The sequence below is a fragment of the Vibrio sp. ABH4_348 genome, assembly GCF_056159765.1.
In genome coordinates this window covers 1,327,713-1,341,423 of the sequence record NZ_JBSWVW010000001.1, presented here as the reverse complement: position 1 = coordinate 1,341,423, position 13,711 = coordinate 1,327,713, and the positions used below count along the sequence as shown (strand labels likewise).

The following is a 13,711-nucleotide window of genomic DNA, read 5'->3' as shown; positions in this document are numbered from 1 at the left end:
TCAATAACCTTAACTTCAATAACCGCCGCGTCATTATTCGCACTTCAATCAGAACTTCATATAATCAGTATAGTGTGCAATTTATCAATAATTGGCTATCAAGCTGACTATTTGCGCTTTTTATAACAGCGCTCAGGACGACCAACGGATCCGTAATGTAAGTCAGCCTCAAGTTCACCTGTGGAAATTAGATATTCGAGATAGCGTCTCGCCGTTGTTCGGCTGGCACCAATCAACTCCCCTGCTTCATCAGCGGTCACTTGTTTGCGCTCATCAAAAATTTGACCAACTTTATCTAATGTCACCGAATCAATGCCTTTGGGAAGCGATCTGGTTGTCGACGTTTCAACCGCGGGACCTGATATCACTTTATCCACCAGCTTCTGATCAAACTCCTTAATGTGGTCAAGTTGACGTGACATCATCAGATATTTGTCCAAGGCGGCATCCAAACGCGAAAACACAACTGGCTTAAGTAGATAGTCAACTACCCCGCCGCGAATCGCTGTTTGTAATGTCTCAACATCGCGGGCAGCGGTAATCAGAATTACGTCCAAATTTTGGTGATTTAGCCGAATTGTATTGAGTAGATCTAATCCCGAACCATCTGGCAGAAAAACATCGAGCAGCACTAAATCTGGCTCTAATACGTTTAGCTGCATTTCCGCTTCTTGGCACGACGTGGCAATGCCGACCACCTCGAATTGCGGTTTTTGTTGAAAGAATTGTCGATGGAGCTCTGCAATATTGAGGTCATCCTCAATAATCATGACTTTATTCACTGCTATACCATTTCCTTGGGTAGATATACGGTCATCCTTGTTCCAGATGGCGCGTTGGCGATGATTTCCAGATGGCCAGAATAACGTTCAATTAATCGATTAACTAAATACAGACCCACACCACGAGTATCATTTTGCTTGCTTGTAACCCCCATTTTGACCAAGTCTTTCCCACTCAGTTCTTCAGGCAACCCGCAACCGCAGTCACTGACTTCTAAGATCACCTCATTGCCATAGTCGCTGATCGAGACTTCTATCGACTTATTAGCTGAAGTTAACGCAGTACCTCGCTGCCTCAGTTCTAAAACAGCGTCATAAGCATTGTCTACCAGATTGCCTAAAATCGTGACCAGGTCTTGCGCATCTAACCATTGAGGTAGCGGCAACAAGCGGGAGCCCGTTTCTATGACCAAAGTCAGACCCAGTTCTCGAGCTCGTTCGGTTTTACCCAGCAACAAACCTGCGACCAGTGGCTCTTTAATCGTTTCTCGTAAAGATGCAATCAACTGTTGGTAGTGTTCTGTCTCTTGGCCGATGATACGTTGAACGGATTCGAGTTCACCCATGGAGATCATACCGCTAATGGTACTCAGTTTGTTTCTGTGTTCATGAGTTTGTGAGCGCAACATATCTGCGTAAGCTTTTGTTTGGGCCAACTGCTCAGTCAGTTCATTAATCTCATCTCGCAAACGAAAACTTGATACCGCACCTATCACTGCACCGTCGACAATGATTGGACTGCGGTTGGCAATAAGCTTGTGGCCATTTAAGTAGAGGTTAATATCGTGGTCTGTTTTGGCACTGATCAACACTGAATCTAAATCACTGTCTGGTAGAACTTGTTTGAGCGGTTGGTTGATCACACCTTGTCTCGACAAACCCAGTATTTGACAAGCGCTGGTGTTTATAGAACGGATCCTCGCTTGATCATCAATACTAAGTATACCCTCTTTCAAGGTACTCATGGTGACATCTAGCTCACCATACAAGCGACCAATTTCTTCGGGTTCGAAACCTAAAATTGCTCGTTGAAAACGGCGAGAAACGTAACTCGAAATGACTGCATTGACAGATACAACCGCTATGGTCATGAACAAGAGGTAAAACAAAAATGGCTCTACGCGATCTTGAAGTCGCGCTAACAAGTAACCAACAGAAACCACTCCGATAATGTCACCGTTTTGATTAAAGACCGCCGTTTTACCTCGCACCGAATACCCTAGCGAGCCTTCGGCATAGGAAATGTAAGCTTCCCCATCCACCAGCGCTCTGGTGTTATCGCCGCCGCGCATTGGTAAACCAATTCTTTCATCAACCGGATGAACTAGACGAACACCTGTTTTATCTCCTATCACGATAAACGCAGCGCCAATTTGTTTGGTCAGCTCTCGGTATTTTGCTTGCTGATCCTGAGACGGCTGATTTTCTTCGATCAACGTAACGACATCAGGAGACTGTGCCAAAAAGGTAGCCACACCTAGGGCTTTTTCTCCGACTTCTTGTTCTTGAGAAGATTTTAGATACAGGAATCCCGCAGCAACCAACACCAAGAGTTCTACTAAACCCGTTAGTGTCATGATGATAAGAAGTCTTTTTCTGAAACCTATTTGCTGCCAACGCATCCTTGCACCTTTGTGTTATAGCGGCAATTTCTTAGCGGCAGAGAAACCTATCATTTATGATAGACAGTCGCGAACGATATACAGAAAAACTGTGAACGAGACGAGGCGGACAGAAGAAGGAATGAAAGGTTTAAAACAAATAACCATTCGATGTCGACGAATCTCTGCGATATCGAATGGTTATACCCAAGTGACCTCAAGATGCGAGGTTCAGCGAGAATTAACTACTCTTCAGACAAGGCATTGATTTGCAGATCTAGTCGCTCTACATCAAGAATCAATAACGTAGTATGAAGACTAGTTAAACTCGCCCTTGGGAGCTCATATTCTGTCTCATTTCTTCGTCAAAGAACTTGGAAAGGACTCGTCATTTCGCTGCGTTCTATTCCTTGAACTGAACCAGAATATGTAGCTCTGAATACTGCATCTTGAAGTTACTTGGGTATAAAGTGATAACCGGTTACTTAGACTCTAAGCCTGTTTTGAGCGCTACCTGATCAATATTGTCTGACAAAGCTTTGGCAATATATTGCAGCTGGCTTATTTCAGATTCCGTAAATGGATGATGCAGTACCTGCTCAATTCCATTTTTACCGACTACACAAGGTAGACTCAACACACAGTTATCGAGTTGATAGTCGCCATCCAAATACACGCCCACAGGCAGTACCGACCGCTCATCAACGACTATCGCTTGTACAATTCGGAAAACGCTTGCAGCGATTCCATGAGTGGTATTTTGCTTGCGACGAAATATTTCATAACCAGCTTGTTTTACTTCTTCCAACAACTGGTCCGCATCAATGCGTTCGATGTTGTGAGTATCACAGTAAAAATCGGCGGGTTGCGCCGCAATACTAATCAAACTTTTTGGCGTGAAGCAGTGACTACCATGCTCGCCTAGTACGTAGCCAAAGATGTTTTTGGGATCTAGGTTGACTCTATTTGCCACAATAGTCATTAGACGAGCCGTATCGATAACACAACCACTGCTAATGACGCGATGTCTTGGAAAACCAGTATTACTAACGATAAAGTGCGTGACAATGTCACAGGGGTTAGTCACGACAATAAGAATCGCGTTGGGCGCGACTTGTTCTATTTGCGTGGCAATGTCGACACATATTTTACTATTAATTTCCGCCAAATCATTACGAGTTTGGCCCTGTTTTATCTGGGCGCCAGCAGTAATAACGACGATATTCGCATCACTTAGATCTTGGTAATTGTCTGTTGGCACCAAATGTGTATTTTTGCTAAACGTCAGTGCGGAAGTATGTCTAAAGTCAAATACCTCACCTTCAGCTCGCGCCAAATCTCTATCTAACAGTACCAGTTCACTAACACTGCCTAAGTTAATTAAATAGTGACAAACTCCAACACCAACTGAACCCGCACCTATAACACCAATTTTCATAAAACCTTTCCATTGCGACATTATGAACTGAATTTTAACAGAAATTTAGACATCTATCTCGCCAAGGCGAACTTTCAAAACATTAAGCTAACTATTGAGCTACGTATCCAATATTGAATTCGTGTGCGATTGTCGTAAGCTGTTGAAATGAATCAAATCAAGAGTCAGTAGATGAAACCCATAATCATAGGTCATCGAGGTGTTGCCGGACATTATCCTGAGAACACTAAAGTCAGTATTGAAGCCGCGGCTAACCTGGGTTTGAAATGGGTTGAAGTCGATGTTCAACCCACTAAGGATGGTTCACTCGTGGTGATTCACGACTTTACCGTGGATAGATGCAGTGATCACCACGGGGCGGTTGAGTCCCTCTCTCTCGCAGAGATTAAGCAACTTGACTTTGGATCGTGGTTCGAGAAACCGGAATATCAGCAGGAGGAACCTCAGCGCATTTTAACCTTGAAGGAGTTATTGGAATTGACTGGCCGTTTGGGTTTGTCTGTCAATTTGGAACTTAAGCTACCCAATGAAGCTTACTCATGTAGAAAATACAATGAGAGCGAAGTCGCTGAGCTTGTATTGCAAGCGCTTTCTCAGGTTTCCTTTTCAGGTGAAATAATTCTGTCTAGTTTTAACGCCGAGTTACTGTTCGAAATCCGAAATTTAGTGCTTTCCAAGTTCACGTCTTTGGCTAAAGCATTTGAGGTAGCCCTGTTATCTGAAAAGTTCTGCTCCAACACAAAAGCCTGGGTAGACAAGTTGTCAGTTTCAAGGTGTAACCTAGATTATCGGAATCTGACAGAAACGGATCTTAGGTACCTTAAGAATCGAGGACTTAAAGTGTGGTGTTACACTGTCAACCAACCTAAGGACTTCCCTTTGTTATCAGAGGTCGATGGTGTGTTCTCTGATTATCCAGAACGATTCAAGTAGTTTCCAAAGCCACTGAGTTTTCTTTACTTGAACTAAGCGTTAATTAAATGCAATCTGTGACATATCGCTCAACTTCATAATATACATTACCGTATAGAGCGGCTGTAACCAGCATACCTCAACAATATTGGACTAGATTAAAGGAATAACATGTCTATCGAACAACGCTTGCAAGAACTAGGTTTTCAGCTTCCAAAGGCTAGTGATCCCCAAGGAAGCTATACCAACTGTGTACGAACCGGCAACTTAATTTTTGTTTCCGGTAAGGGTCCCACGGCGTTCCATGAGACAGCGCCCTCAGGAAAACTTGGCCAAGAGTTTTCTGTCGAACAAGGGTATCAGTTTGCCGAAGAAACGGGCTTAGATATTCTTTCAGCACTGCAATTGCACTTGGGTTCGCTAGACAAAATAACTCGCGTGGTAAAACTTCAAGGTTTCATCAATGCAACTGCCGATTTCGAACAGCATCCTAAGGTTTTGGATGGTTGTTCAGACCTCATGAAAGCGGTATTTGGCGACAAGGGTGTACACGCCCGTTCGGTGTTTGGCGCACATTCAGTCCGAGGTAATTTGCCTTTGATCATCGATTCCATTTTTGAAGTGAGCGAACTATAACCAGCAAAATTGCCTTGTCAGTGGCAAAGGGAAACGTCATGCACAAACCAAGTATTCGTTTAGAGCCACCCAAAATGACACATTGTGAAAGTGTGTTGGAAGCGCTAATTGAAAGCGAAAATGAGCTTAGTCGCTTTTTGCCTTGGGTACCATTTTCATTGTCGTATCACGAAACTCAAATCGATATGGAACAAGCCATCGAAAACTACAAAAAGTTTGAAGACGAGCTGCGCTATATGATTACCTGTCAAGAAACCGGACAGTTACTCGGTGTCATCGGCTTGCTGCTGCACAATCGTGAAGTACCCTACTATGGCGTCGAGTTTTGGTTACGCTCTTCGCAAACCGGTAAAGGAATCATGCATCAAGCGCTTGCTGCTCTAGAAGCCAAAGCATTTGGGGAGTTTGGCGCTAATCGTTTGGAAATATCCATGGCGGAAAGCAACCTAGCGGCGCAAAATGTAGCGAAAAGAGCTGGCTACCGACGAGAAGCCTCTCTCGCCAACTGCATTCGATTACCCAACGGAGCACTGGAACCACTGATTATCTACAGTAAACTCCGTCAGTTTACACACAGCTAAGTTATTCGGCGTCAGGCTGCTCAGCTGGCGCCGCTTGTACTGCCCATCTTTCATTAAACACCGTCTTCTCAATATCAAGTAATGCACCTAATTTCGATGTGTCTACGTCAAAGCGTCTGGCGTTATATAACTGCGGTAACAAAACACATTGAAACAGAGTGACATTGTCACTTAGATATTGAAATACATCACGGTTTTTAACTAGTTCTGTATTTAAGCAAGTAAGATTGCAGGTTAGCCAATGTTGCATCCAATCAGTGATTAGTGACTGTGAAGACTTTTTTTGTTTTAAGTATTGTAAGACCCGTAGATTACACAACGGATGCGTTTCCATCGCTATATCATGGCATAGCGCATTAATTTGGCATCGCAATATCGGCTCTTCGGGTATCAGTCTCTTGTTTGGCTGTAAATGGTCGAGAAACTCGATGATGGCCAATGATTGTCGTACCAATACGCTCAGGCCATCTGGCTGTGTCACTTTTAATACCGGTACTAATTGGAACGCATTTTTTTCTTTAAATTTCGTTTGATGCTGCTCGCCGCCATTGTTAACCAAATGAATTGGTTTCGTCTCAAATTGCATAGATTTGTAATGCAGTGCTAACCTAACTCGATACGATGCTGATGAACGCCAATAGCTGTATAGCTCGAGCTTATCCATTCGCTTTGACCACTCTTTGATCAATCGCACCAAAAATTGAGCGTTGTTCTCGGTCTAACATTTCGATTCTAATTCGGTCACCAAACCTCATAAAGCTAGTTGAAGGCGATCCGTCTCTTATGGCCTCTATCATGCGAAGTTCGGCAATGCAGCTATAGCCAACACCACCCTCTTCAATTGCGCTACCGTGATCAGTTCCTTGTTTGTTAGAAACGGTTCCTGACCCAATAACCGTACCAGCAGCAAGTGCTCGTGTTTTCGCTGCGTGTTCTATCAACGTAGCAAAGTTGAACGTCATATCCTGTCCGGCATTAGGGCAGCCAAACAATTCATTATTTAGTGTAGATCTCAAAGGTAGATGAAGTTTGCTATCGCGCCAGTCTTGCTCAAGTTCATCGGGTGTAACGGCAACTGGTGAAAATGCAGAAGACGGCTTGGAATGATAAAAACCAAATCCTTTGGCGAGTTCGTTAGGAATTAGACCTCGCAACGAAACGTCATTGACTAACATTAGTAACTTTATGTGCTTTTCTGCCTCTATCGCGCGTGTGGCCATAGGCACATCATCAGTAATAACAGCGATTTCTGCTTCAAAATCGATACCAGAGGCTTCATCTGCAATGGGGATATCTTGAGTTGGCGATAAAAACGTATCTGATCCGCCTTGATACATAAGAGGATCTGTCCAAAAGCTTGGTGGCATTTCGGCCCCTCTCGCCTTTCTCACTAACTCAACATGGTTGACGTAAGCCGAGCCATCCGCCCAATGATAAGCGCGTGGCAATGGCGACATGCAGTTAATAGGGTCAAACGCAATGGCGTCACCGCAATGACCTTGTTCTAGCTGCACTGATAGTTGACGTAATTTGCTTTCCGTTGACTCCCATTGATCAATTGCACACTGAAGCGTAGCAGCAATCTTTTTAGCGCTAACACATTGAGATAAATCGCGGCTGACAACAACTAAGGTGCCATCCCTTGTTCCATCTTTTAAGCTGGCTAATTTCATCGTGACTCCTTGTTGTTCTTATTCCTTCCAACTGTACACATAGTCAGGGTTTTCAACCTGTTGCGCAGCGGCTGTAAATGCCAGTGCGTTACGCGTATCAATCATCACCGCCACTTCATCAGTAAAGGTTTTCGTTCCCTCTTGCCCTGCTTTGAACGCTTTGGGATGGGGACCATGAGGGAATCCGGCTGGATGATAGGTAAGCATGCCCGCTTCAATATTGTCGCGACTGAAGAAATCGCCTGCGTGGTAAAACAGCACCTCATCGTAGTCATCATTATTATGATAAAACGGCACTTTAAGAGCGCCCGGGTCACTTTCAATCGGCCTTGGAACAAAAGTACAGACAACGAAGTTATTCCCAACAAATGTCGTGTGAGCCGAAGGCGGTAAGTGGTATCGATGCGACATTAGCGGACGGATGTCGCGCCAATTCAATTTAACAACCGACAAATCGCCGTGCCAACCAATTGCGTCTAATGGGTTAAATGGATAGGTAACGCGGTTTATCGCATTGTGACGTTTCATCTCAACAACCGTGGGTTGCTCCGAATATTGCTGTTGGAACGCATTGTCGATTTGTGGCACTTGTAATACAGCAGGATCAAATACGGCGTGTTTACCAACAATGCCTTTATCAGGTAATTCATAACACGCGTTAGTGTTTTCAATTAATAGGACAAAAAGCGGCTTAGATACTTCCAATCGCCAGTTAGTGGAACGTGGAATCAGTACATAATCCCCTTCCATCACAGGCAAATGGCCGTAATCGCAATACAAATCTCCTCGCCCTTGGTGAATAAACAACAACTCATCACCATCGCTGTTGCGATAAAGATTTTTCATGTTGTCGTTAAGACGCCACACTCGCACTTTACAATCCTGATTTTCTAACAAATTAGGAACCGACCAAGGACTGCTTGTTTCGGTCTCTGCTACATGATTGAAGTTAAAGGCTCGCGGCTTATGTTCGCCTTGCCATTCACTCCAACCTGTGGGTGGATGACGGTGATGAAAATGGCTCGCTGCACCAAAAAAGCCCCCTCGCCCTGCTTCTCTTTCGTAAATCGCTTGTTCAGGAAAATCAGCGTGCGCTTGACGAGAGTGTATGCCTTCTCGATGCGGAAACTGGATCGGTCTACGCATCTTTTAATACTCCTCTTCGAATTTGATCTTCTTCAATCGATTCAAACAACGCTTTAAAGTTACCTTCTCCAAAGCCTTCATTACCTTTACGCTGAATGATTTCAAAGAAAACTGGGCCAATTACAGTTTGTGTGAAAATCTGCAATAAAATGCCATCTTTCATCGGTGCGCCGTCAATTAAGATCTGTAGATCTTTTAGTTTCGCCACGTCTTCACTGTGACCTTCTACTCGCTGATTCACCTTTTCATAATAAGTATCTGGTGTGGGCATGAAATCCATTCCACGAGATCTCAAGGTTTGCACGGTTTGATAAATGTCGTCGGTGGTCAACGCGATATGTTGAATCCCTTCACCATTGTATTCGCGGATAAATTCTTCTATTTGCGATTTGTCGTCACTGGATTCATTGATCGGGATGCGAATTTTTCCACAGGGTCCAGTCATGGCTTTTGAGACTAAACCGGTAAGTTTCCCTTCAATGTCAAAGTAACGAATTTCTCTGAAGTTACCGATTCGTTCATAAAAACCAGCCCATAGATTCATGTTCCCTTGTCGCACGTTGTGCGTTAAATGGTCTATTTCATACAGCCCAACATCTTGGTCTTTTAGAATGCGTTGGTAATTGTCGTAAAACTTGAAGTCGACATCATAGATACTGTTGTCACCATAACGGTCAACAAAATACAGAAGGCTGCCGCCGATACCTTGAATCGCCGGGATGCTAAGTTCCATTGGCCCTATTTCTGTTTGGTATTCAGACGCGCCATTATCCAACGCATAGTGGAGTGCAATCGCTGCATCTTTGACTCGAAATGCCATTCCACAAACAGACGGACCATGTTTTGCCGCAAAGGCTTCAGCTTGGCTATTGGGCTGCGCATTAACAATAAAATTGATATCACCTTGACGATAAAGCCATGCATCTTTAGAACGATGTTTAGCAACTTCGGCGAATCCTAAGGAGATGAATAGCTTCTTTAGATCTTGAGTCCCCTTTTGGTTTGCTGCGGTATATTCGACAAATTCGAAACCGTCAGTCCCCAAAGGATTAAAGTTTATGGCAGAGGTTTCTGCGTCGTTCTGTTTGGCTTTTGCGGTGTTACTCAGTTCCATGACTCACTCCAAAATTAACATTCCGTTAACACCACACTGAACCAAACTGAAACGTTTGCCCAGATGTCGGAGTGAAGTTTTATCGGCTCATTTTGTAATGACTCACTGTCAAACTATCGTTACCAACGTACACCTCTATCGATAAATTGGCGGATACTGAACCATTCATAAAGGCTCAATCAGTGAAATGAACAAGAAATCTATGTAACATTTATTTTACAGTTTCTGCGTTTCAAGCGACATAACCGAAAGTTGAATCTTAAATAAAACGCCATTTCAAATTGGTGGCTAATTAGGATAAAGCCGCTATAATTCGTCTACTTGATTAACTGTGACTAAACAAAGAGTTCATGGACATAAATATTGCTCAGATGGTCGGTTTTGTAAGTTTTGGACTCGGGATTTTCACGTTTTTCCAAAAAGATGACCGCAAATTAAAAATCAGCATGCTTATTTTTAATTTTACTCATATGGTTCATTACGCCCTCCTCGGCGCAACAACAGCGGTACTAGGCGCTTTGCTGTCCGGCTTAAGAACCTACTTTTCTATTAAGACTAACTCAGGTTGGTTAGCAACTGGGTTTATTACCGTAGGCCTAGTGCTTGGTTGGATCTTAGCGGAATCTCCTTACGACATGTTGCCTATTGTCGGCACCAGTATTGGTACTTTTGCTCTGTTTAGATTAAAAGGCATCCAACTCCGTCTTGCCTTTTTAGTTGGAGCTTTTTGTTGGTTAGCCAATAATATTTATGTCGGTTCGATCGGTGGGACACTGTTAGAAGCTTGCTTGATCTTCGCAAATAGCATCACTATTTTCAGATTGTATCGCACAGAAAAACGTCAGAAGCTTGCAGAACAAGGCTGAAATCACACCCTTTAACATAGCACTCGCTTAAATCATTAAAAACAGCAATACTGGATACATATACATACCTAGTTATTAATACAGTATGTTTTTATGAATTCTGGAGTTGTCTATGTTTCATCACTTATCTCTTGGTACCAACGACCTTTCCGCCGCGTCTTACTTTTATGACCATGTGCTTAAAACCTTAAACATTTCTCGCTCCGCGACTCTCGATCAAGCAGTCGCTTATGGTGCTAACTTTGAATTTTGGATTGGTAACCCTATCAACAAACAAACCGTTGCCCCAAGCTCGGGATTTCATCTCGCTTTTAATGCTGAAGACAAGGAACAAGTGGATGCATTTTACCAAGCCGCTATCAAGATGGGTGCGTTGTGTGGCGGTAAGCCTGGTCCTAGATCAGAGTACGGTAATGGGTATTACGCTGCGTATGTTTTTGACTTAGATGGTCACAAGATTGAAGCGGTTTTTATCGAAAGTTAACTCCGCATATAAAATTCTCACCTTAACGCGATGTTAAAAGTGGTCATTCAGTTGAAAACATTTAGTTAGATTCCGCAAGATTTGAATATTTTGGTATTCGAGGTCTGTGAATAATGTTGGCTGGCTAGAAAAAGGAACAGACAAAATGGATACCAACTCAACAGACAATCTTGGTACGCAGCCGATGTGGCCGCTTTTTTTCAGCATGGCGGTCCCTATCACTATTGGAATGCTAGTGATCGGTCTTTACAACGTAGTGGACGGAATTTTCATTACGCGTTACGTGGGTGAAGCGGCTATGGGAGCTGTATCCATGGTGTTTCCACTACAAATGTTAATAGCTGCGGTCGGTTCCCTGGTAGCTGCGGGTGCCGGCTCTATCATTACAAGAAAGCTCGGAGCCAAAGCGCAAGATAGTGCAAATATTGTAGCTGGCAATAGTGCTCTAATCGCTGTTGTGGTTGGCATCATTTCAGCCTTGTGTGCTTGGCTGTTTATGGACACGATCCTAACTTCTTTAGGGGTAGAGGCACACTATTACAAAGACGCAATGGACTACGCGTTTCCAATAGCGCTGTTTGGTTTTGTTTCAATTCTCTTACCGCTGCTTGGCGACATATTTCGCGCGGAAGGTAAACCGCAAGTGCTTATGCAGCTGATGTTGACAGCTTCAATTCTCAACATTGTATTAGATTACGTTTTTTTGGCTTGGTTTGGATGGGGTGTGACAGGTGCAGCCTATGCTACAGTTTTAGCACAATGTATCGCCGTCAGTATTGCCCTATTCAAATATAGAAATGGACAAACTTCGACCAAGTTTAACTTCACGTTTAGTATGCCTGTTTGGCTTTCCGTTTTGGCGTTAGGTATGCCAATTATGGTTGCTCAATTGGCGATGGCGATTCAAGTTGGGGTGGTCAACCTTCTATTTATTGAGTATGCAAACGACCAGTGGATCATTGCCAACGGAATTCTAGGTAGAATAGCCAACTTTGCCACCCTACCTCTTATTGCGATGCTGATTTCATTTCAAACTATTTGTGGTTTTAATTTAGGTGCGCAAAATCAATACAGAGTCATTGAGTCTATCAAAGTTGCATTTATAGCTATGTTCACATTTGGGGTTCTAATAACCGCTGTCTTTTTGTCAGCGACACGACCCTTAATTGAAATATTTAGCAATCAAAACGAAATCATCGATATTGGACATCATATTGTCTGGGCATCTATTTGGGGCCTGCCATTAGCTGCATTCTCAATCTTAGCAACAGGTTTTTATCAAGCAAAAGGAAACGCTTCTGCCGCGACTTTCCATAGTGGATTTAGAGTTATCATTGTCATGCTACCACTGTTATATTGGTTGCCAGAAAAATACGGCTTAGATGGCATATTCTGGGGTATTGTCGGAGCTGACGTTGGTGCGAATCTATTGGTAGCAATATTTGGGGTCGCTGCGATTGGCAAGCTCAAAAGAGATACAAACCTAAATAACCAAGGAATAGAATATGCCGAGCAACACTAAAACGACTGATAATCAGGCAGAGTATTTGTTCCGGCTGGGCCCGGTTTTGGACAAGATTCGTCGAGACTGCGATGGGAGTCTATCGCTAGAACAAGCGGCTCAATTGAGCCACTTTTCGAAATATCACTTTCATCGCATTTTTTCTGCGGTGATGGGAGAAACCTTTTCTCAGTATTGCAATCGCATAAGGCTTGAAAAAGCCGCGAGCTTTTTGCTGTTCGATACGAGATTTTCAATCACAGAAATTGCCATGAAGTTTGGTTTTTCGAGCAGCGCCAACTTTAGTCGTTCTTTTAAAGAACAGTTTGGCGTTACACCAATGAGCATTCGCAAGACCAAACAGCTATCTCGAGCCTTGAGTGACAATTCTGATTTGCTGTCATTTGATGTCGAAAAAGTCAGTCAAATTCAGCACAAACGCAGTACAAATGACGCCGAATACTCGCCCGCGCAACCCGTAAGGTTTGAAACGATTTCTTCATTTCAAATGTGCACCTTGAGATCGAAAAATGGTTATGACATTCCTGGTATCATCGATACCTGGTGCGAACTTCGAAAGTGGGCAGAAATGCATAACCTGAACCCAAAAGATAATCGTATGTTTGGGTTTGCGTGCGACAATCCCGTGTTTACCCCAAAAGAAAAGGGACGATATGAAGCGTGCATTGAGATTAGCGATGAGCTTGCCGAGCGCGTTGCATTTCCATTTAAAACGCAAAAATTTGGCGCCGGTAAATACGCAGTGTTTCACTTTCAAGGGTATGGTTCCGAACTCTATGAATTGCAGTTAGATATTTTCAGTGATTGGATGGCAAAAAGCCAATACGAACCTGATGACGTGCCGTTAATCGAACACTATAACAAACCCATTATGCCAGATCCGGACGGTTGTTCTGACAACAACTATTTGGATATGGAGATATGGTTGAAAGTGAAGCCGCTCAACAAATATTAAA

13 protein-coding genes and 2 pseudogenes are annotated in these 13,711 nt (G+C 43.4%); 7 read left to right on the top strand and 8 right to left on the bottom strand.

The features are described from left to right. Nucleotides 1-107: 107 nt before the first annotated feature. The 3 genes from ACXAFJ_RS05985 to ACXAFJ_RS05975 form a co-directional block, all read right to left on the bottom strand. Nucleotides 108-770 (bottom strand): response regulator, encoded by a 663-nt coding sequence (locus tag ACXAFJ_RS05985; RefSeq protein ID WP_475324069.1) that lies wholly within the window; start codon nucleotides 768-770, stop codon nucleotides 108-110. 14 nt (nucleotides 771-784) lie between these two features. After that, a complete protein-coding gene (locus ACXAFJ_RS05980; protein WP_475322106.1) occupies nucleotides 785-2,404 on the bottom strand; it encodes an ATP-binding protein in 1,620 nt (539 codons plus the stop codon). A 460-nt stretch (nucleotides 2,405-2,864) separates the two neighbouring features. After that, a complete protein-coding gene (locus ACXAFJ_RS05975) occupies nucleotides 2,865-3,821 on the bottom strand; it encodes a lactate/malate family dehydrogenase (RefSeq protein WP_475322104.1) in 957 nt (318 codons plus the stop codon). 171 nt (nucleotides 3,822-3,992) lie between these two features. Here ACXAFJ_RS05975 and ACXAFJ_RS05970 point away from each other — a divergent pair, with 171 nt between their 5' ends. From ACXAFJ_RS05970 to ACXAFJ_RS05960, 3 genes are all read left to right on the top strand, one after another. After that, the gene (locus tag ACXAFJ_RS05970; RefSeq protein WP_475322103.1) at nucleotides 3,993-4,754 is read left to right on the top strand and encodes a glycerophosphodiester phosphodiesterase family protein; all 762 of its coding nucleotides are present in this window, start codon (nucleotides 3,993-3,995) and stop codon (nucleotides 4,752-4,754) included. 150 nt (nucleotides 4,755-4,904) lie between these two features. Beyond that, a complete protein-coding gene (locus ACXAFJ_RS05965; protein WP_475322102.1) occupies nucleotides 4,905-5,369 on the top strand; it encodes a RidA family protein in 465 nt (154 codons plus the stop codon). A 38-nt stretch (nucleotides 5,370-5,407) separates the two neighbouring features. Further along, a complete protein-coding gene (locus ACXAFJ_RS05960) occupies nucleotides 5,408-5,950 on the top strand; it encodes a GNAT family N-acetyltransferase (RefSeq protein ID WP_475322100.1) in 543 nt (180 codons plus the stop codon). 1 nt (nucleotide 5,951) lies between these two features. Here the strand turns inward: ACXAFJ_RS05960 and maiA are convergent, their stop codons facing one another. The 5 genes and pseudogenes from maiA to hppD all read right to left on the bottom strand — a co-directional run bounded on the left by maiA (nucleotide 5,952) and on the right by hppD (nucleotide 9,883). Then, the gene (gene maiA, locus ACXAFJ_RS05955; RefSeq protein ID WP_475322099.1) at nucleotides 5,952-6,614 is read right to left on the bottom strand and encodes a maleylacetoacetate isomerase; all 663 of its coding nucleotides are present in this window, start codon (nucleotides 6,612-6,614) and stop codon (nucleotides 5,952-5,954) included. Next, nucleotides 6,607-7,425, bottom strand: a pseudogene (locus tag ACXAFJ_RS05950) (fumarylacetoacetate hydrolase family protein); the annotation flags it as partial. The gene maiA and the pseudogene ACXAFJ_RS05950, both read right to left, overlap by 8 nt. Before the next feature lie 24 nt (nucleotides 7,426-7,449). Next, nucleotides 7,450-7,623, bottom strand: a pseudogene (locus tag ACXAFJ_RS05945) (fumarylacetoacetate hydrolase family protein); the annotation flags it as partial. 18 nt (nucleotides 7,624-7,641) lie between these two features. Further along, nucleotides 7,642-8,769 (bottom strand): homogentisate 1,2-dioxygenase, encoded by a 1,128-nt coding sequence (locus ACXAFJ_RS05940; RefSeq protein ID WP_475322098.1) that lies wholly within the window; start codon nucleotides 8,767-8,769, stop codon nucleotides 7,642-7,644. Beyond that, nucleotides 8,762-9,883 (bottom strand): 4-hydroxyphenylpyruvate dioxygenase, encoded by a 1,122-nt coding sequence (gene hppD, locus ACXAFJ_RS05935; protein ID WP_475322096.1) that lies wholly within the window; start codon nucleotides 9,881-9,883, stop codon nucleotides 8,762-8,764. The genes ACXAFJ_RS05940 and hppD overlap by 8 nt, the downstream gene beginning before the upstream one ends. 350 nt (nucleotides 9,884-10,233) lie before the next feature. Between hppD and ACXAFJ_RS05930 the strand changes: the two genes are divergently transcribed. The 4 genes from ACXAFJ_RS05930 (at nucleotide 10,234) to ACXAFJ_RS05915 (ending at nucleotide 13,710) form a co-directional block, all read left to right on the top strand. Continuing rightward, a complete protein-coding gene (locus tag ACXAFJ_RS05930; RefSeq protein ID WP_475322095.1) occupies nucleotides 10,234-10,749 on the top strand; it encodes a YgjV family protein in 516 nt (171 codons plus the stop codon). 112 nt (nucleotides 10,750-10,861) lie between these two features. Next, entirely contained in the window at nucleotides 10,862-11,233 is a 372-nt protein-coding gene (locus ACXAFJ_RS05925) for a VOC family protein (RefSeq protein ID WP_475322094.1), read from the top strand. A 145-nt stretch (nucleotides 11,234-11,378) separates the two neighbouring features. Further along, nucleotides 11,379-12,755 carry an MATE family efflux transporter gene (locus ACXAFJ_RS05920; protein WP_475322092.1) on the top strand — a complete coding sequence of 459 codons (1,377 nt, stop codon included), beginning with the start codon at nucleotides 11,379-11,381 and terminating at the stop codon, nucleotides 12,753-12,755. Beyond that, complete coding sequence (locus ACXAFJ_RS05915; RefSeq protein ID WP_475322091.1) at nucleotides 12,739-13,710, top strand: AraC family transcriptional regulator; 972 nt, start codon at nucleotides 12,739-12,741, stop codon at nucleotides 13,708-13,710. The genes ACXAFJ_RS05920 and ACXAFJ_RS05915 overlap by 17 nt, the downstream gene beginning before the upstream one ends. Nucleotide 13,711 lies beyond the last annotated feature (1 nt).